General features: G+C 51.2%; 16 protein-coding genes and 2 pseudogenes. 13 read left to right on the top strand and 5 right to left on the bottom strand.

Annotated elements, in window-relative coordinates:
- Positions 1 to 11 precede the first annotated feature (11 nt).
- The 3 genes from F3I47_RS13695 to F3I47_RS13685 form a co-directional block, all read right to left on the bottom strand.
- Entirely contained in the window at positions 12 to 209 is a 198-nt protein-coding gene (locus tag F3I47_RS13695; protein WP_140922866.1) for a hypothetical protein, read from the bottom strand.
- Between the two features lie 147 nt (positions 210 to 356).
- Positions 357 to 629, bottom strand: a complete 273-nt coding sequence (locus F3I47_RS13690) for a hypothetical protein (RefSeq protein ID WP_140922868.1) — start codon at positions 627 to 629, stop codon at positions 357 to 359.
- A gap of 794 nt (positions 630 to 1,423) precedes the next feature.
- Positions 1,424 to 2,074 (bottom strand): LexA family transcriptional regulator, encoded by a 651-nt coding sequence (locus F3I47_RS13685; RefSeq protein ID WP_150029145.1) that lies wholly within the window; start codon positions 2,072 to 2,074, stop codon positions 1,424 to 1,426.
- Positions 2,075 to 2,176: 102 nt separating this feature from the next.
- On the opposite strand from F3I47_RS13685, the gene F3I47_RS13680 reads away from it, so the two are divergent.
- From F3I47_RS13680 to F3I47_RS13650, 6 genes are all read left to right on the top strand, one after another.
- Positions 2,177 to 2,422, top strand: coding sequence for a helix-turn-helix transcriptional regulator (locus F3I47_RS13680; RefSeq protein WP_150029144.1), 246 nt, complete (start codon positions 2,177 to 2,179; stop codon positions 2,420 to 2,422).
- Positions 2,423 to 2,469: 47 nt separating this feature from the next.
- Entirely contained in the window at positions 2,470 to 3,672 is a 1,203-nt protein-coding gene (locus tag F3I47_RS13675) for a DnaT-like ssDNA-binding domain-containing protein (RefSeq protein ID WP_140923057.1), read from the top strand.
- 94 nt (positions 3,673 to 3,766) lie between these two features.
- Positions 3,767 to 4,225: a DnaT-like ssDNA-binding domain-containing protein gene (locus F3I47_RS13670; protein WP_140923056.1), complete on the top strand. Its 459-nt coding sequence runs from the start codon at positions 3,767 to 3,769 to the stop codon at positions 4,223 to 4,225.
- A 619-nt stretch (positions 4,226 to 4,844) separates the two neighbouring features.
- The gene (gene iolE, locus F3I47_RS13660; RefSeq protein WP_150029143.1) at positions 4,845 to 5,765 is read left to right on the top strand and encodes a myo-inosose-2 dehydratase; all 921 of its coding nucleotides are present in this window, start codon (positions 4,845 to 4,847) and stop codon (positions 5,763 to 5,765) included.
- On the top strand, positions 5,762 to 6,949 hold the full coding sequence (locus F3I47_RS13655) for a Gfo/Idh/MocA family protein (protein WP_140923054.1): 1,188 nt from the start codon (positions 5,762 to 5,764) through the stop codon (positions 6,947 to 6,949). The genes iolE and F3I47_RS13655 overlap by 4 nt, the downstream gene beginning before the upstream one ends.
- Before the next feature lie 11 nt (positions 6,950 to 6,960).
- The gene (locus F3I47_RS13650) at positions 6,961 to 7,992 is read left to right on the top strand and encodes a Gfo/Idh/MocA family protein (RefSeq protein ID WP_150029142.1); all 1,032 of its coding nucleotides are present in this window, start codon (positions 6,961 to 6,963) and stop codon (positions 7,990 to 7,992) included.
- 74 nt (positions 7,993 to 8,066) lie between these two features.
- On the opposite strand, the gene F3I47_RS13645 is transcribed toward F3I47_RS13650, so the two are convergent.
- Positions 8,067 to 9,077, bottom strand: coding sequence for a Gfo/Idh/MocA family oxidoreductase (locus tag F3I47_RS13645; RefSeq protein ID WP_140923052.1), 1,011 nt, complete (start codon positions 9,075 to 9,077; stop codon positions 8,067 to 8,069).
- 113 nt (positions 9,078 to 9,190) lie between these two features.
- Here F3I47_RS13645 and F3I47_RS13640 point away from each other — a divergent pair, with 113 nt between their 5' ends.
- The 7 genes and pseudogenes from F3I47_RS13640 (at position 9,191) to F3I47_RS13610 (ending at position 18,165) form a co-directional block, all read left to right on the top strand.
- Positions 9,191 to 10,210 carry a LacI family DNA-binding transcriptional regulator gene (locus F3I47_RS13640; protein WP_140923051.1) on the top strand — a complete coding sequence of 340 codons (1,020 nt, stop codon included), beginning with the start codon at positions 9,191 to 9,193 and terminating at the stop codon, positions 10,208 to 10,210.
- 91 nt (positions 10,211 to 10,301) lie between these two features.
- Positions 10,302 to 11,422: pseudogene (locus F3I47_RS13635) on the top strand (IS3 family transposase).
- 354 nt (positions 11,423 to 11,776) lie between these two features.
- Positions 11,777 to 13,711, top strand: coding sequence for a methyl-accepting chemotaxis protein (locus F3I47_RS13630; RefSeq protein WP_140923050.1), 1,935 nt, complete (start codon positions 11,777 to 11,779; stop codon positions 13,709 to 13,711).
- Between the two features lie 805 nt (positions 13,712 to 14,516).
- On the top strand, positions 14,517 to 14,756 hold the full coding sequence (locus tag F3I47_RS13625; protein WP_140923049.1) for a DNA polymerase V: 240 nt from the start codon (positions 14,517 to 14,519) through the stop codon (positions 14,754 to 14,756).
- A pseudogene (locus F3I47_RS13620) lies at positions 14,756 to 14,983 on the top strand (DNA polymerase V subunit UmuC); the annotation flags it as partial. The gene F3I47_RS13625 and the pseudogene F3I47_RS13620, both read left to right, overlap by 1 nt.
- A 73-nt stretch (positions 14,984 to 15,056) precedes the next feature.
- Positions 15,057 to 16,040, top strand: a complete 984-nt coding sequence (locus F3I47_RS13615; protein WP_150029141.1) for a tyrosine-type recombinase/integrase — start codon at positions 15,057 to 15,059, stop codon at positions 16,038 to 16,040.
- A gap of 1 nt (position 16,041) precedes the next feature.
- A complete protein-coding gene (locus F3I47_RS13610) occupies positions 16,042 to 18,165 on the top strand; it encodes a tyrosine-type recombinase/integrase (RefSeq protein ID WP_150029140.1) in 2,124 nt (707 codons plus the stop codon).
- Between the two features lie 975 nt (positions 18,166 to 19,140).
- On the opposite strand, the gene F3I47_RS13595 is transcribed toward F3I47_RS13610, so the two are convergent.
- Complete coding sequence (locus F3I47_RS13595; RefSeq protein ID WP_150029138.1) at positions 19,141 to 19,599, bottom strand: hypothetical protein; 459 nt, start codon at positions 19,597 to 19,599, stop codon at positions 19,141 to 19,143.
- Between the last annotated feature and the right edge of the window lie 65 nt (positions 19,600 to 19,664).

Below are 19,664 nucleotides of genomic sequence, written 5' to 3'. Positions count from 1 at the left end.
ACATGTTTGTATCAATGAATAATGATGATGCGGGTATGACGAACGAAGTCCGCTAAGTCAGCCCCCACCTTTTGCCATTGCGTCAGCGCCTCAAGCACGTCAGTCCGGGACTTACACTGGCTGGCACTCAGATAGGCGTGTATATGGATCAATGCGAGCCGCTGCATCTCCTTGTGTGTAAGAGCTTCCGTGGATCTGTTTTTGGTCATGATGTACTCCGGATAAAAAGAAATAAAAAAACCCGCCGAGGCGGGTTGAGTCTGGTTTAGCTGGAAACCGTCAGGAAAAGATAATCAGAAAACCGAAATAAGCAGGTCATGTGAATATGCTGGCCTGCCAGTCGAGCGGTTATGAAGTTACTCAGAACTATTTTCGGAGCCTTCTTCACAGCGCTCACAGATACTGCATCTGGAGCCTAAATCAGGATATTCAGCAATGACAGGATCAAGAAGTTCGGTGTACAGGATCTCAAGGATGACATTGACTTTATGTAGGTGGGTGCCAGCCTGTTCTTCAGTGACTTTCCCCTCCTTTTGATAATGAACCATCTGGCCAGTCGACTCTTCAAGTTCCCGGGCTATCATCATGACGGTCTGACTGATACGCACTGCTGCTTCGCGATATAACATGTTTACTCCTCAGGTGAAGTTGCCCTTCAGGCAGAGTGGAAAGGGGGTATGAAGCCGCAGAGGCACTGCTTTTCAGCATAAAGCCGAAAAAAATCCCGCACTGGGCGGGAAGGTTGCAGGCACTGCGTTTGTTGATAACGACTTTTAGTTTTGGATCAGGGTGCCACTACTTTCTTAATTCCCTGGTGTCAGGTCAGGCCTGACGGTGATGTTATAGGGGAGTTCAGATTCAGAGTTCTGAATAAATTCATAAATCCTTTCGCGCAGACACCTCGTTTTAAGATGCGTAAAAGATTTATGTGCATCAGTGATGGGACAGAGTGAGCAGGGGAGATTTATTTTTGTGAGGTTTGCTCTTCCCGAAGCAACAACGACGCGCGTCGCGGATCAGGACTAACTCACTGCGCGTTGCTGGCTTATGATATCTGTTTATGTGCACCAGAGGTGCCCGCGGGTCAAACCTGAGACCGCAAACCGGACACGTTACACTGTGCTTTTTCATTAGAACCTCCATCAACAAAGGAAATGGCGCTATGTAGTGCCATCTCGTTTGCTGAGAGGATGGTGGGTTTTGCCACTTCGGGATCTCGTGCTCCTGCACTCCTCCCGCCCGACAATATGCTGTGCCGTTCAGAATGAAGGTAGGATACATATTGTATTTTGTTTTATCAATACAAATTGTATATTTACCTGAGGTGCGTTTACTTGTTGACTTCAAACAGGAAGAGTGAAATCTGAAAGAGATTGCTCTCTTAATCAGTGAATAGAAAGGATAAAATGATATTTTGTGCTTTTTACTTTAGTTTCAGTTTAGATTCGACTGCAATTGCTAAGATTTTATGCTCATCTGTGATTACATCTACTGGCCATCTTGGGTTCATAGGAACAAGTAGGCGCCTATGGCCATCAGATTGAATTTTCTTAAAACTGAGCTCGCTGTTGTTTTTAGACATAACAAGAATCAGATCCTCTTCTTGAGGAACTCTACCCATATCAAAAAGAACCAAAGAACCTGAAGGAACACTAAAACCGGTCGGGGATAGCATTGCATCACCTTCGACTTTGTACCAAAAACCTTTACCAAGAATGACCGCGCCTGACTCTATCCACTCATTTGCAAAATTATCTGCTTCATTTGAACCCAGGTCATCAACATAATTAATAATTAATTCCTTTGATAACAAGGGGTAACAGTTTATCTTCTTGGTCGCGCAAGATGAGTTATTAAAGTCTTCTGAGGTGAATATTGAACCATTTTTATCAACTTTAAATTCATCTATATCGAGTATATGAAGAATTCTTGCTATCACCTCTAGCTCAGGGGAACGGCGGGCATTGAGCCAATGGCTGACTGCTCCTGGTGTAATACCTAGATGCTCTGATAATTTTTCTTGAGTCATTCCAAGATCTTTCATTCTGACCTTAGCGACTTCGTTCCATTTCATTAGGATGTTTGCCTTATAAAATCATAAACCAAGCAATGTACATTTTGTAGACATCTGCACTCTGTTAAGATACATAATGTATACACTGTGATCGGGGCATTTATGAACAATTTAAAATCGTACAGAAAATCTGCAGGCTTAACCCAAAGGGAGCTGGCTCTCTTAGCTGACTGCACTGCCGGTGCTATCTCTCATTGGGAGTCTGGCCGACGCCAAATGACGATTAACACCTGCAGGAAACTAGTAAATATTCTGCGTGATCAGGGTCTTGATACAAGTATGGATCAGCTTGCATGTTCTTCAAACCAAATACGAGACAACGCTCATAGTAACTTTACTTCAACCTGAAAATATTTTACAGAAAAAACAATATGTAAGGATTAGTAAGGGTTTATATGGCCAGCAACTGGATCAAAATGAGCGCTTCTCTGAAGACGCATCCCAAGGTAAATGAAATTGCTGCGCTGCTGGAAAGCCCGGCGGAAGGAAGCGCAGGGTTTGAGGTGTCAGTTGGTGGGCAGCGTGGCGAACTGCTAACGCGTAACGTTACACGTTGCGTTACTGTCACGGCATTACTGCTTATCTGGAGCGCTGCCAGTGAGCACACCTGTGATGGCGTGTTCCGTAATGTCGATCTCAGTTACCTGGATGTACTGGCTGAGTATTCCGGTTTCGGGGAGGCGCTGGCCGCAGTCGGGTGGGCTGTCTACGATGCGGAAGAGCACTGTGTCATCCTGAAGACGGATAACGATGAGAGTGTGGTAGCTGGTTCAAAAAAGTCTTCATCCGCCGAACGGCAGCGGCGTTACAGACAGAGAAAACGTGCGCAAAAAAATGTTACGCAGACCGTAACGCCCAACATAACGCGTAACGCGCCAAGCGTAACGCAGATCGTAACGCGTGACGTAACGCCGGGCGTAGCGCGTTACGCGTGTTTTAATTATTTAAGATCTAAAACAACACATAAAAACAAAAACAACACATATCGCGCGCGTAAATTTCCTGGTCGTTCTGTGGATAACTCGGTCTCTGATACACCACAAGCCGTGGTGGCACAGGGTTTCAGAGCAGTACAGGTCGCTGATGCAGACGTATTTATCCATCCGAGTCAGCAGCTCGGCCATGATGGTGGCGTAACTCGTTACGGTACGCAAAGCGTTACGCCCATGCATAACGCCACCGTAACGGAGCGTAACTCATCGACCCCGGTGCAACGGAACTCCGCTGGAGTAAGGCTGCGTTACGCACAACAACAAATGCCCCCAGACTTGGTTAACCGCTCTGCCACTAATCCCGAATTACCAGAGAATAAGTTTGTTATGTTTGACGGGTGGCAGCCTTCAGCAACGTTTAGTGACACCGCCGATAGTATAGGTATCAAGATTTCAGCAGCACCTGACAGGCTGCAGCTGGCTGATTTCGTGAATTACTGGAAAGCAGAAAGCGTGGCGTACTACCAGGTTCAGTGGGAAATGAAACTGGCACGCTATATTGAAAAAGGGCGCAAAAACTTTTCCTCAAAGCGTTGCAGAGAAAGACGAGACTGCACGCTGGTATCTGAGATGAATTATGTAATACCTGAGGGGTTCAGAGGGTGACGAATTAATCCAATCCATTGACCGCCGGTTTTCTGCATCGCGTCCTGTAGGGTTCTAACGAACCTGAATCATCAGCAGGCCAGCGAGGTTCTGGGTGGCCGAATATGGACCGGCTCAAGATGAATTAAGGCACCCGAACACGCGTCCGGACGACGCCAACGTACGGCTCAAAAATCAAATCGCGCTGAATTTGCGTCCGGATCCTGTGCCTGCTGACCAAGCGGGGGAACGGTGCAAACGCACGGCAAGTCATCCTGCAGAAAAATTTGTGATGTTCGCGGGCTGGCAGCCGTTGTCGGGCCTGCGCGGAACGGCAAGCAAAATCGGCATAGAAATTTCAGGTCCTCCAGACCCGGCCAGGCTTGCAGATTTTGTCACCTTCTGGGAGGCCGATGGGGCGGCTTACAACCAGGTTCAGTGGGAAATGAAACTGGCACGCTATGTTGAAAAAGGGCGCAAACACCTTTCCTCAAAGCGATCCAGAGAAAGACGAGACTGCACGCGGGTATCTGAAATGAATTATGAAATACCTGAGGGGTTCAGAGGTGGGTAAGGGCGGTACCTAGCCTCTTGTCGAAGAAGGCGACTTTTTAGATGGTAAACCGTCCGCTTTGAGCGAAAAGCGGACATTAGGACATAAACACATATAAGGGTCTTCGCATCCGCTATTGAAGTTATGGGCAGAGCTGTTCAGAATTATCGTCGTTTATATTCTTCAGTTATTTACCTGACAATGTCGCGGGTTTACCTGCTTCCAGTACGCCTTCAGGTACACCCCTGAGGACAACCGCACCGGCATTGATAATACTATCCGAGCCAATGGTGACGCAGGGAAGAACAGAGACCCCAGCTCCATCCAGACGTTATTCCTTATTATTACAGGGTAGATAAATTCCAGCCCCTTATTTCTTCGCCCGGCATCGCATGGGTGCCCTGCTGTTTACCACTGATGATTTCCAGCCGCAGGACGGTAAGTGGTAAAAGGACCAGAGCGAGGCGACTTATTAACCCGACGAGCGGGTTAATATTTGAGTTTCTTCCAATCAATAACAATATGAAACAGGCAGGCATTATATTTTCTCCGGATGAGGGTTTTACCTCATTGAACCGGTAACAATTCCAGTTACACCATCCATATAGTGCTCTCAGACTGACCTGTAAGGAGGTATGTCCTGATGAGTCCACATATTCGATTAGGTGTAAGCCCGCTGAGCTGGACCAATGATGTTTTGCCCGATCTGGGCGAGAGTATTTCACTTGAAACCTGCCTGACACAGGCTGCATCTGCCGGTTATCAGGGAATTGAACTGGGCAGAAAATTTCCCCGTACCCATGCGGAGTTAGCCCCGCTGTTGCATAAGGCCGGACTCCAGCTTGCTTCCGGCTGGCACAGCGGTTTCCTTGCCGAACGCGGCGTTGCCGATGAAATCGCAGCCGTGGAATCACACGCCGCACTTCTCAGGGCATTAGGGGCAGAAGTCATGGTTTACGGCGAATGCGGCTGTATGCCGGGCAGTCATCCGCTGGACCAGCCCCTTTCTCTTTCGCCGTCCCTGAGCAGCCTGGATGCTGATGAATATGCCCGCAAAGTGAGCAGGTTTGCCGATATTCTGATGGACAGGTTCGGCCTGAAACTGGCCTATCATCATCATCTGATGATGCTGGTTGAGCAGCATCATGAACTGGAAGAATTTCTGATTAAAACCTCCGACAGTGTGGGACTGGTTCTGGACTCCGGACACGCTTTTGCCGCTGGTGTTAACCTGGCTCAGATAACTGAAAATTTTGGTCACCGTATCGTGCACATTCATCTGAAAGACGTCCGTGCCGATGTCCTGCATCAGGTTCTGGAAAACGACCTGAGCTTTAACGATGCGGTACGCGCGGGACTCTTCACTGTGCCGGGAGAGGGCTGCATTGATTATTCTCCGCTGACTGACTTCATTGCGCACGCAGACTATCAGGGCTGGCTGATAGTCGAGGCGGAGCAGGACCCGCAAAAAGAAGAGCCGTCTGCTGCCGTGTCCCGGGCGTTTCAATGGGTAAAAAACTCTTTTTCACCGTCTCTTTCTGCAGAGGAAACCGTCCAATGAAAGACAACCTCAACATTGGTTTAATCGGCTCGGGATTCATGGGGCAGGCGCATGCTGATGCCTACCGCCGCGCAGCAATGATTTATCCGGACCTGCCGAAGCGTCCTCGTCTCTATGCACTGGCCGATCAGAATCAGGCCTTAGCCGACGAGAATGCGGTGCGCTTCGGGGCTGATAAGGCCTATGGGGACTGGCGTGATCTGATTAACGACCCGCAGGTTGACGTGGTGGATATCACCTCACCCAACCATCTGCACTTTGAAATGGCGCTGGCAGCGATTGCAGCAGGCAAGCACGTGTACTGTGAAAAACCACTGGCCGTCAGTTCGCAGGAGGCACTGCAGATGACGCAGGCAGCAGAGCAGGCCGGCGTCAAAACGATGGTGGCCTTTAACAACATCAAAACGCCCGCAGCGTTACTGGCAAAACAGATTATTGAGCGCGGCGATATCGGTACGCCAATCCGCTTTCGCGGCACCTTTGACCAGGGTTTTTACAATGACCCGGAGCTGCCCTGGTCATGGCGCTGCTCCAGAAGCCTGGGCGGCAGCGGATCTCTGGGCGACCTGGGGGCTCACACCCTTTCCGTCGCGCAGTTTCTCATGGGTGAGATCAGCGAGGTAACGGCCAGCGCGCAGACCTACCTCCGGCAGCGCCCTGTTCCTCAGGTGGACGCCGGTTATGCCAGCCGGATTGATGACCAGGCAGAATGGCGTGAGGTTGAAAACGACGACCAGGTGCAGTGTCTTGTCAGCTTTGAAAGCGGGGCCAGCGGCGTGATTGAAGCCTCACGCCTGGCTGCCGGTCGCATTTTCGGTGTGTTCTGGGAGGTTTCCGGTACCGAGGGCACCCTTTATATGGACGGCGAACGTTTCAATGAGCTGCAGGTTTATCGCTTCAGTGATGACAGACACGATCGGGGCTTCAAGACCCTGTATGCAGGCAGCCAGATCCCGGCCTATTCTGGCTTCTTCGGATTCGATTTTGGCGGCGGCGGACTCGGGTATTTTGATGTCAAAGTCATCGAAGTTCATGACCTGGTTCAGGGGATCTGCAGCGATAGCGACTGTTATCCGGACTTTGCATTTGGCCTGCAGAACCAGCAAATCCTGACCGCCATCGAGCAGTCCATTATATCCCGTCAGTGGGTTGCAGTTGCAGGCAACCGCCAGAACAATGCTTAAAAGGAATCACTATGTTTCCCTCATCCCTGCCCGTCCCGCGACTGCCCTCTGAAAAGTCGATACCCGTACTGCGCTGGGGAATTATCGGCCCCGGCTGGATCGCCGAACACTTTGCCCGCGCACTGAAAGCGCACACCGGACAGCAGCTGGTTGCAGTATCAGCAAGAAACAAAGTAAAAGCACAGGCATTCGCCGAGCGCTGGGCAATTCCGGCGGCCTTCAGCAGCACAGATGAAATGCTGGCAATGAAGGATCTGGACGCAATCTACATCGCCACACCACATAACCATCATTTTCCGGATGGCATGAAAGCACTGAATGCGGGCAAACATGTGCTGATTGAGAAACCTCTGGCGCTGAATGTCAGGGAGGCAGAGACCCTGCAGGCGAAGGCCCGTCAGAAAGGGCTGCTGTGTATGGAAGGCATGTGGTGTGATTTCGCGCCAAAATACGATGTGTTGCGTCAGCTTTTAAACGACGGGGTGATGGGTGATCTTCATACCCTGACTGCCGATCACGGCGAATTTTTTACGCACGACCACCGCATCTTCAATGCCGATCTGGCCGGAGGTCCGATGCTGGATTTAGGCAGTTATCTGGTTTCGCTGAGCGTGATGGTGGCAGGTGAACCGGTCCGCATCCAGTCCTGCGGTCAACCGGCAGAACAGAATGTTAACGGGCAGGCTTCTATGCTGTTCGAACATACCTGTGGCATGCATTCGGTGCTGAACACGACCCTGTTCAGCAATACGCCCGGAAGTGCGGTGATTGCGGGACGCAATGCCACCCTGGTTCTGGCGGGACAGTTTTATGCACCCGGCGGATTTGTGCTGACCTCAAGCCAGGGTGGCCACACGCTGTGCTGGGAAGAACCCGCCAGCCGTTACGCGCAGCTCTGTCATGAAATCCGCCATTTTTCATGGTGCGTGGGGCAGGGATTAAACGACTCGCCCGTTCGCCCGTTGTCCGCCGTACTCAGTACTCTGAAAGCGATGGATACGGTGAGGAGACAGCTTGGGATCGTATTCAACGAAGAGCACTAAAATCTGCAGCAGCCAGGGCTGCGTATCCGTAGCTTCCGGGGCCATATCCTGACAGGACCGGCCCCGGACCTTTATCACAACACCCTGTCGACCGGGCAGAACATTCCGGTTGTCAGGGACTTCGTCGCGGCTTCCGCGATCGCCTGCGCCTGAATCCCATCCAGCAGTCCGGGTAAATCAGCCACATCCTCCCCGTTCAGAGAGCGGACAAACGCGTCAAGATGCTGATAGTAGGTGCCCTGGACACGGCTGAACCAGTCCGCATAAAGGCCCTGTTTGATAATGGCCTTTCCCTGGTAAAGCGTCATCCCCGGCGGGCTCTGGGAACCGGACTCTGCCAGTCCTTTTTCGCCCATCACACTGATCCTTTCATCATAGCCATAGCCCGTACGACGCGTGTTGTCGAGCTGCGCAAACGCGCCCTGCTGCATCTGCATAATCAGCACCGATGTATCCACATCGCCAAACTCGCTGATGGCAGGCATCGCCAGTGCGGCACCCATAGCGCCCACTGAAATAACATCATCGGCTGTCAGCCAGCGCAGCAGGTCAAAAAAATGGATCGCCTGGTCACGCATCTGGCCGCCGGAAGACTTAAGGTAGCTGAGCGGTGGAAGTTCCGACGCACGGCAGACCATCTGGATTAACTCAGGACGCCCGACAGTTCCCTGTTCCAGCTGACGCTTTAACTGCTGATGGCTGCTGTCAAATCGGCGATTGAAGCCGACCGTGATTTTTGTCTTCAGTGGCAGCACGTTTTCAGCGACGCGCGTTGCTGTTGCCAGCGATAAATCGATCGGTTTTTCACAATAAACGGCCTTACCCGCCTTCGCCGCCGCTTCAAGCAGTTCAGCATGTGACGGCGTTGCGCTGGCTATCAGCACGGCATCTATATTGTCACTGTTAATGGCGGCGCTGACTTCGCCCGCCGCGCACTTCATCTGTCCGGCCAGTGCGGCGGCGCGGGCCGTGTCCAGGTCGGCCAGCATCGCAAGCTCAATACCCGGGTGCGTCGCAAGGTTTGCAGCATGTACCTGTCCGATAAAGCCACAGCCAATCAGGGCAAAACGTTTTTTCTGCGTCATGATGATTTCCTGTCTGAAGGTCAAATTTCAGAGATAAAGACGTTGCCAAATTAGCCTGCCGTCATACCCTGAGGAACGCATGTTTTGAGGGAATTACCTCAGCAGGAACTCTGATGAAGACACTGACTCTTGAAATGCTGGCAGAACGGGCAGGTGTTAGCCTGGCTACGGTCGACCGCGTGCTGAATGAGCGGGGCGGCGTCTCTCCCCGGACTATACTGAAAGTACTTGAAGCCGCGCGTGAGGCTGGTTTGAAGCGCATTCTGCCTGAAGAGCATCGTCGTGCCTGGCAGATAGAGGTACTGCTGAGTGGCGACGACGCTTTCTTTTTCAGGCAGCTTGCTCGCGATTTTTCCGCTGTCGCGACCGCTCTGGGTTATCGCCGCTTAGTGCTTCACCGCACTTTTGTGCCGGAGTCCTGTCCGGACAGACTGGCTGTACTCATTGAAGAACGCAGCAAAATACGTGACGCCCTGATTATCTTTGCGCATGAACATCCTGCTGTTTATCAGGCGCTGCAGTGCTGCAGACAACGCGGAGTGCCGGTGGTAACACTCGTCACGGATCTGGCTGGCGCACACAGGCTGTGTCATGTTGGCATTGACCAGCTGCAGGCAGGCCGCACAGCCGGGCTGATGATGGGCAACCTGATCAGACAACAGGGCGATGTGATTGTGGTAAGTGGACGCAGTGAATACCGCGCCCATCAGCAGCGTATTCAGGGCTTTCGCGATGTCCTTGAAAAGCGCTTTCCTGACGTGACATTACGGGAGGTACTGGCGGGTCAGGAAAGCCGCATAACCATCAGCAGACTGCTTGAAAAAGAGCTGGTGCGGTCGGCTGAGGTGGTGGGACTTTACAACACCGGCCTGGGTAATACCGAAATCAGCGAGGCTCTGGCGAGGCATCGTCTGACGCAGGCCTGCACACTCATTACTCACGAATTGTATTCCACCACGAAAGCACTGTTTAGCAGAAACGCTCTGACCCTCACGCTGGATCAGAACACGGCTCGCCATGCGCAGCTGTCGGTAGACATCCTGCTGAGTTATCTCGAACACGGCAAAATACCTGAGGAATACAACAGCGGAAAAGTCACCTTTATGCTTTATACGCAGGAGAACTTTTATTAGTAATCAGTAACTCATTAAGTTGACCTGCTCCCCGTTGATTAATACACCCTGATGTTAGTAATGTCTTCATAAGCCACATGAGGCCATCCCCATGAAAACGCGTTTTCCCGACGAACAGATCATCAGTATTCTTCGCGAGGCTGAATCCGGGGTTTCTGCCCGGGAACTCTGCCGTAAGCATGCTATTTCTGACGCTACTTTCTACACCTGGCGTCAAAAGTATGGCGGTATGGAGGTGTCCGGGGTTAAACGCCAGAAGTCACCTGAGGAAGAGAACGCCAGACTCAGGAAGCTGCTCGCCGAGGCCATGCTGGAGAAGGAGGCGCTTCAGATGGCTCCTGGGCGAAAGTACTGACGACAGACCAGAAGCGCGAAGTCGTGGTGTTGATGTGTGATGCGACCGGTCTGTCGCAACGTCGTGCCTGCAGACTCACAGGTTTGTCCCTGTCAATCTGCCGCTATGACGCTCAGCGTCCGGCGGCTGATGCCCATTTATCAGGGCGCATTACTGAACTGGCACTGGAGCGCAGGCATTTTAGCTACCACCGCATATGGCAGTTACTGCGCCGTGAAGGGCTTCTGGTTAATCACAAGCGCGTGTACCGCCTTTATCATCTGAACGGGCTGGGCGTTAAACGCAGACGTCGTCGTAAAGGGCTTGCAACAGAACGTCTGCCGCAGCTCCGCCCGGCGGCACCCAACATGAACTGGTCGATGGATTTCGTCATGGATGCGCTGGCTACTGGTCTCAGGATCAAGTGCCTTACCTGCGTTGATGACTTCACAAAGGAATGCCTGACGGTCACTGTTGCCTTCGGGATTTAAGGCGTGCAGGTCACGCGTATTCTGGAGAGCATTGCGCTGTTTCGCGGCTATCCGGCTAGGATAAGAACCGATCAGGGCCCGGAGTTTACCTGCCGCGTGCTCGATCAGTGGGCCTTTGAGCATGGCATAGAGCTCCAGCTTAACCAGCCCGGCAAGCCAACACAGAACGGATTTATTGAGAGTTTTAACGGACGCTTTCGCGATGAATCCCTGAATGAACACTGGTTCAGCGACGTAAATCATGCCAGGAAAACCATCAGCGAATGGCGTCAGGATTATAACGAATGTCGCCCGCACTCCACGCTGAATTATCAGACGCCGTCTGAATTTGCAGCGAGCTGGAGAAAGGGTAATTCTGAGAGTGAAGGATTCGACATTACTAACTGAGTTTTGTATTTAATCCTGGGGGCAGGTCAATGTTAAGCGTATGAGTATCAGTACGGGCAACACGTTCCATATACCCAAAAATAGTTATTATCCGGGTTTTTAATGTATGAAACTGGCAAGCTAAGCGGCGTAATACTTAGTAAGCTGATACAGACATTTTTAAAACACGAATGCAATCGTTTGCCTTCTTGGCGTGTTGTGACTTCATGCTAAGAATAAATTATTTAAACTCAAGCTCACAGCATTATATTTTTTACGGCCTGTAAAGTTAGCTAAATGCCAACCGATAACGTTTTTATGATGTTTTACTTTGCATCTTTTGAGAGAAACTAATTAATTCAGCAGGAATTAAAAATGAATAACATTCTTAACAATATTAACCTTACGGCCAAGTTTGCGATTCTCGGCTTGTTCTGTCTTGTCCTTTTCTCAGTTCCTACTGTGCTTTTTGTATCAGAGGGCAATAAATATATTCATGACAAGCAACGGGAAGTGACAGGGGTACCTGTTGAGAACAGGATTCTGGCTCTGCTGAATCTGATACAGCGCCATCGTGCTGAGACTGCCCTTGCCATTGCACAGAAAAATCCTGCCACCTCATCACGTCTGCGGGTACGGGATGACATTGTCAGTGTCTCTGATGCTCTTACAAAAGACATGGCACAGACTGAGGGCAGTGCCGGGGTCATTGAGAAAATCAACGGTGTACGCGCGCAATGGGACGCACTGCAGCAGGACATTGATGCGTCGAAACTGGATCAGACGGCCAGCCTTAACGCACATGCGCTGCTCATCCGCAGACTTCTGAATGTAAACCGTGACGTGCTGGATTTCTACGGTCTTTCACTTGATTCGGATATCAGTACCTATCGCCTGATTACGAGTAACTTTGCCTCTCTGCCTGAACTGACCGAAAGCCTCGGAAAAATCCGCGCTTTTGGCACTTCACTGCTTGCCAGAAAGGAAGCCGTAAGCGAGGCGGACTCCGTCCGCATGGAATCTTTACTCAGTACGGGTGCTTATAACCTGGGGCTGTTTGAGCAGGATTCAGAAAAGCTTTTTTCCTCTGATGCCGGACTGAAGCAAAAATTCAGTACTGATGCAGATGCGGCCGTACAGGAAGCAACTAATGCCCTGAAAACCGCCGGGGCGTTGTTTATCAGCCGCAGTATGACGAATCAGAGTCCGCAGGACTATGCTGCGCTTTTTACCAGCTCGATAAACAGATTCAGTACCTATGCAATTGCCGGCGGTAATGAACTGAATGATCTGCTGAATCAGCAGATAACGGACCACCGGCATGCACAGTATGGTTTGCTTGGCGTTCTTCTCTTTATGGTCCTGCTTTCTGTTGTTTTCGCACTGATCATTATCCGTTCTGTTACCCGGCCTATCGGGGCAGCGTCAAAGCTTGCGCTTGAAGTGGCAGGAGGCGATCTGACCACATCTTTTTCCGTGACAGGGCGAAATGAAACAGCCGGACTGCTCAGGGCATTACTGCAGATGAGTCAGCGGCTGACAGTGACAGTAGAGAATATTAAAAGTAATGCTGTCACTATTGCCACCTCATCTGAGGAGATTGCCCGCGGTAATGGCGATCTCTCTGCGCGAACGGAAGAGCAGGCTGCATCGCTGGCTGAAACGGCCGCCAGTATGGAACAGCTCTCTTCAATCATCGGCAACAATGCTGAAAATACCCGCCATGCAGCTGAAATGGCTGGCTCCGCTACCAGCGCGGCACTGCGTGGTGGCCAGGCCATGGAATCCGTGCTGTGTTCTATGGAAAAAATAAGCAGCAGTGCAGGGCAGATCAAGGAAATTATCTCTGTCATTGACGGGATTGCGTTTCAGACGAATATTCTCGCGTTAAACGCGGCCGTTGAAGCTGCGCGGGCCGGTGAGCACGGCAAAGGTTTTGCCGTTGTTGCGTCGGAAGTCAGGGCGCTGGCACAGCGCTCGGCTGGTGCGGCGAAGGAAATTAAAGGGCTGATCGAACAGTCGGTGGAGAATGCGGAGCAGGGCATTTCAATGACACGGGATGCCGGTGAAAAAGTTAAGGAAAGTATGGATGCGATTGAACAGACAGCGCAGCTGGTCAGGGAAATTTCATCTTCTTCTGAAGAGCAGAGCGCCGGCGTATCGCAGATAAATATTGCGGTGACGCAGATGGATCAGGTGACGCAGCAGAATGCCGTGCTGGTTGAAGAATCTGCATCATCTGCTGATGAACTGGCAAGCCGGGCCGCTAATCTCAGAGATGCTGTCAGCGTGTTTCGGACGAACGCTTGATGATATCCGGGTAAAGCGCTATCGTTATTGGCCTGTAAGCAGGCATCTGACAAATACCAACTTTATCGGTTTCCCTTATTGATATCCTCATTATAAGCCATCCGCTGGGATGGCTTACTCAGTTCAGGCCGCTATGGCTGCGAAAATTCCTCACGAAAGCCCCGTCCTTACGGAAAGTATCATGACTATTAGTTCTGGGTATAGCACCCTGATTTCGGACGAACATGCTGATGAAGCTAAACGGCTGAGGTAACAGACTTACAAAACTTTCTGGTAATATCATCCTTAAGGATCAAGTAGGCGATCAGGTGGTGGTTTGTGTTTTACCCGAATAGCGGTTGCTGAAGAATTCAGTGAAAAAAGTACGGGGCCTCAGGGCCCCGTTTTTTCGATACGTTTGCCAGCCAAATAGTACAATGTTTGTGGACGACCATTGAATATCTTAACTGCGTAGCGGAAGTGGTTGATTGCGCCTTATCCTGCTGGCGGGATGCGGGATGCGGGATGCGGGATGCGGGATGCGGAATGAGTGAGGCTTTTTCAGACATGATTGTGACTGCAGTCCGGTATTTGTCTACATTTCAGGATAAAAAACATTCTGCCTGCGATGGAATATGCGTTTAATGATTACATACAGATAGCAGAATAAATTCTAAATTGGCTTTATCTCAACATTAAAATTCATAATAACCCCCACCGTACCTTTGATTCTCGCTTTACAAAATTTCAAATATCATCAGCTTGCTCATAGCCACTGATTACAATTACTGTTTATATATACAGCTTTTATCAGAGGGGATTCATCATGCCACGCGATTATGAAATCAATGACGCATTCAGACTGGCCATTAAACGCGACGCGCGCGGCCGATACACCGTCAGCACACTTGATTTTATTGAGAAACTTCAGCAGCTGAACTGGCATTTCACATTGTGGGAAGCAAACAGGTGGATAGAAGCGCACAAGTCAGATTTCCGGGACATCTCTGCAGAAGAAGGTGAAGAACGAACTTTTCAGGTCTTCAATCCAAATGGCGCTATGTGATGTTTGCGCTGGTGGATGTGAACTCGTTCTATGCCAGTTGCGAGACAGTATTTCGTCCCGACCTGCGTGGTAAACCAGTACTGGTTCTGAGTAATAATGATGGCTGTGTCATTGCCCGGAGCGCAGAAGCCAAAGCGCTGGCCATTCCTATGGGGGCGCCCTATTTCAAACTCAGGGACGACATCAGGCGGCACCGGATCCATGTGTTCAGCAGCAATTATGCGCTGTAGTAAGTTAAGTGGAATGCAACATTAGCTAAGTAAACTTTGAGCAGCAAAACTGTCGTCAGAGGTAAACGCGATGCTGATCCCACCAGATGAACACGTCCTGTTACTGGCAGAGCGCTGGCTGAAACTGTTATCCGATCTGGGTCGGACGCAGGCCACTCTCGCCGCCTACCGCGGTGCACTACGCCACTATTTTGCTTTCTGCCGCCAGAATCAGATTGAACCTGAAAAGGCCCGATTCGAAGACCTGGCTGCTTACATCAGTCCTCAGTTACCCGGTATGCCTACTCCCGCGGCCAGCGCCACGCTCCAGCTGCGCCTGTCAGCAATCCGTCTCTGGTATGACTTTCTGATGTTTCTGGACCTCTGCACGGTCAATCCGCTGCTCCGATCCGGCACGCCTGGCATGCTCAGTTCCGGCCGGGGACTGGTTCCTCGTGTCATACAGCTGCCGCGTATTCCTGCCGATGCGCAATGGCAGTCTTTTCTCATTCATGCCGCCGCTTCCCCGCTCCGTGACCGCCTGATGCTGGCATTAACCTACTACGGCGCGCTGCGGCGGTCTGAAGTCACCTCGCTGAGTATTGAAGACTTCGATTTCGCGCACCGTCTTATCCGCATCCGGGCAGAAACCACTAAGAGCCGGCGTGAACGAATAGTCTGCTACAGTCCGGCCGTTGCACCCGTACTGGCGGCTCATCTTGTGCAGATGAAGCGAACCGGAATCTGCCGGGGTGCCCTGTTTCGTTCCGCGTCAGACCGGAATCCGGGCGTGCCGCTTTCATTCTGGACCTGGAGCAAAACGGTCCGGAAATGGGCGCTTGAGTCCGGTATGCCGGACATCTCAACCCATACTTTCCGGCATCTACGACTCACACACCTTGCCCGCGCGGGCTGGAAACTGCACGAACTTGCCACCTATGCAGGACATCGCGACCTGACCACAACACAGATCTACATTCATCTTTCTGGTAGAGACCTGGCTGCCCGGATGGCTGGCGCGATTGAAACGGCAGATATAAGGATGGCAAACCTCATTTTCAGCCCGGAGAATTAATATGAGCCCAGTCACACCATCCGGAATCAACTGGCACCCTTTCAACATAACTGAATACCGGCTTAAAACCTCGCTGACATCCGCCGAGCAGGCAGCACTGGCCAGCTCCCACAGCCGGTCCGGTATGTTAAGGGTGAAACCTGCGCCTGACCTTATCAGGCCGCTGATAGATATTGCCAGTGGAAGTGGCTGCAGCAGCAAAATCACCGGGCTTGTAATATCCAGGTTGCTGCGTGAAATGCATGAAGCTGGCATGCCCTGCTGGTGCTGGCCGCGGGAGCGCTGGCAGACGCTGTGCCGGGAAGTCAGGGAGGGCCGTCCGTTAATGGCCGCGTTTGCCTGGCATCTGGCTGATTTGCATGATCCACTTAGCCTGCCTGATATCCGCAAACCCGCGCTTTATGCCTCAGCTATTTTTGGCCAGACTTTTTATTATCAGGAACTGCAACGGCTGACCAATACGCTGACGTCGCTGGGCTATGCCCCGGCCAGCCAGAAAAATCACATCTCAGGCATACTGGCCACGCTGATGATTGTAAACAGGGATCCACGGCTTGAGGCATTTACGCCGGAACTGTTGTGGCAGGTCCAGTCCGGCATGGACGCAGGCACCTCCCGATATGTCGGGCGGGTTTCACACGGACTCGCTGCGCTGGGCATCATCAGCGCCCCGATGAGGATGCGAAACTACACCAAATGGTACGAAAAACCGGTGCAGGGGATCGACCCGGCCTGGGTGCACTGGTGCCGTCGATGGCGGGAAACGTCGGTGCTAAGGCCACGCTCCCGCGAAAGCCTGTACAGTTTTGTTCTGCGATGCGGCCTCTGGCTGGCAGGAGCACATCCGGAGGTACGGGAGCCCAAAGACTGGAGCATTGAAATTTGCGCCAGCTTCATCGCGGCGGTAGGCCGGATGAACGTGGATGATCTTCAGCTGGGCACTGAAAGGGGCACCCGCAAATCGGTGCGCTCCGGCGAGCCCATGATGCCGCATTCCAGGGCGAATTTTATTTATTCACTGCGCCGTTTTATGATCGATTACGAAAACTGGGGCTGGGGACGTCTGCGTTTCAGCCCTGCCCGTCATCTTTCAACACCCGATACCCCCCTTTTCCGCCGTGGAGTCAATCCCCGGGTTATCGATGACCCCGTCTGGCTGAAATTGATATGGGCCAGTCTGAATCTGAGTCAGGGAGACCTGCTCACTGAAATACACTATCCGCTTGCCATGCTGCAGGCGATGGCCGTTATCTGGACCCATGCCGGGCTGAGAAAGAGCGAGCTCCTCCGGCTGACCACCGGGTGCATCGCGGCACAGGCGGATGATATTGTAAAAGAGGATGGCAGTATCATCCCTGCTGGCACGTTGTGCTGGCTGAATATCCCGGCAGGTAAAACCTCTAAAGCCTTTGTGAAACCGGTAGCGGCCGTGGTGAAAAAGTATGTCGACATCTGGCTGGATGAACGTCCTTCTGAACAGGCTATGCTTACCGACGAGCGAACCGGTGAGAAAGTACGTCTTCTGTTTCAGTACCGCGGTAAGCCTGCCGGCAGCGCTATCCTTAACCGCACGGTGATACCGATGCTCTGTGCGAGGGCGGGCGTGCCTTTAGAAGACAGCGGCGGAATGATAACCAGCCACCGTGGACGGGCTTCAGCAGTGACCGCACTGGCCAGCGTACCTCAGGGCATGTCTCTGTACGAACTGATGCAGTGGACGGGACATGCAACGCCTCAGGCCACCATGCATTATCTCCGCATCCGCCCAACGCAGCTGGCAGCTTCGTTTGTCAGGGCAGACAGGGTCGCTCACATGATAAGCGTGCTCATTGATCACGATCCGGCAGCCGCCAGCCTGACCGGACCCGCGACCTATTACGATTTGGGTGATTCTTACTGCACGAATCCCTTCTGGAGCAGCTGTCGGCACCGCATGGCCTGCATCGGCTGTGATTTTAACCTGCTCAAACAGAGTGCGCGCGGACTGGTGCTGGAAAGCAAAGCTTCTGCCAGACGTTACCTTGAAGAAGTTCCGCTCACACCAGATGAGAGGGCCATCGTTGAACAGGACGCAGAGAAAATTGAGCAGGCTCTTCAAAAATTACCGCTTAAACCTGAAGTGTAAAACGGTCCGCTCTGTGCCAGAAGCGGACATTACCTAATTAAGTACCGGCAGCCGATGGCCAGCACGGAGCGTTTGACGAGGCAGGCGTCGTCAAAGCTGCTATCACCGCGCATCAGATAAGTAGCGACCATCAATACGGATTCTGAAAAAAGTGTCACTGTCTGCGGCCGCACAGAACGCCTGGTAAACCTTTGCCGGTACGGCAAGCTAGCGCCTGCAAGCGCCGTTCCGGTACTCCAGCTCCAGCACGCCTGTAGTCGCGTCGTATCCCGCGCTTCTGAAAAGCGCAGATGTAACTTCATGTCTGTTCATAGTGTTCTTCCGGGCAGGTCCCTGATGAAGAGAATATTTGATCGTAAAAGCGCGGGGCACCCGTGCAGAATACCTGTACAGGGTAAAATACAATGGCATACAGCATGCTGTTTACTTGCGGCTAATCCACTGCGTGTCCTTGACTATGAACGCCCCGGGCGTTTACTGAAAACTTTATAAAGTAGTGATTTTATTTGTTATAGGTCTTAACCGGTTTACACGTCGGCGTGCTTACGGTTGGTTCCTGTAACGGAAGGCCAGGAATCACGTGGGCTTCACAGTCTAAAATACGCCCCTTATCAGTAGTTGCGCGATACGATATCACCTGAGACCCGAGCGCGTCAGGCTTAGACATGGAAACATTAGTCACAGTTATCTCATCGGAAGACCCCAGGCCTAACATTTTGGAAGTATCAGCCTGTAGTATCGGGATTGCGAGATCAGGAGACATCGTAGTACACGCACTTAAAAGAAAAGAAATAGCTGAAATACAGATAATTTTTTTCATGATTTTAACTCCAGATTATTCATGTTAAATTTTATTTGCTAATTACCAATGGTCTACCAGCAACATATTTAGCTCATCGTTAAATGGTCAAGATTATTGATATAAGTATTCCTTTTAAGTAATGGTTTTTATTTGAAGTCTAGCAGGTATTCAGGTCAGTTTATTCCCCAATAATGTAATATGCCGGTTGTACCGAATCCCCAGCCTCCTAATCCACAGTTACCTTTGACTTCGTAGTAATCGATTATGTTCGTTTTGGGATCAGCCCAGAATCCAACTCTACATGACTCCTGCACATGTTGTGTTTCGAACTGATTAACCAGAATCGGACGGCCTTGTGACGTATCCATATAAGAACCGTTGAACTTTTCCTGATCGTATTCAAGTCCCTTAAAATAAAACTGATAAAAATTATGTCCGTAAAATTTACTTTCCGTACTGACACTTGTTTCTGTACTAACAAACAATGGATTACCGAAAACCCTGTAGGCTTCATTGATGTTTTTTCCCATAAGATTTGCTGCTGCCGTCCGCTCAGGAGCCAGAGTCGAGCACCCTGATAACAGGCAGGAAACTAAAACAACAAAAGTTTTAATATTTAATTTTTTACACATTTTAATCCCGAATCAAAGGTAAGCTCAATCAGAGAATGGCGAAAGTTATATTATTTAATAAAGTA

This window comes from Pantoea sp. M_10, assembly GCF_008631515.1.
Lineage (GTDB): Bacteria > Pseudomonadota > Gammaproteobacteria > Enterobacterales > Enterobacteriaceae > Pantoea > Pantoea anthophila.
The sequence above is the reverse complement of the archived record's forward strand: the minus strand, read 5'-3'. Positions and strand labels throughout refer to the sequence as shown.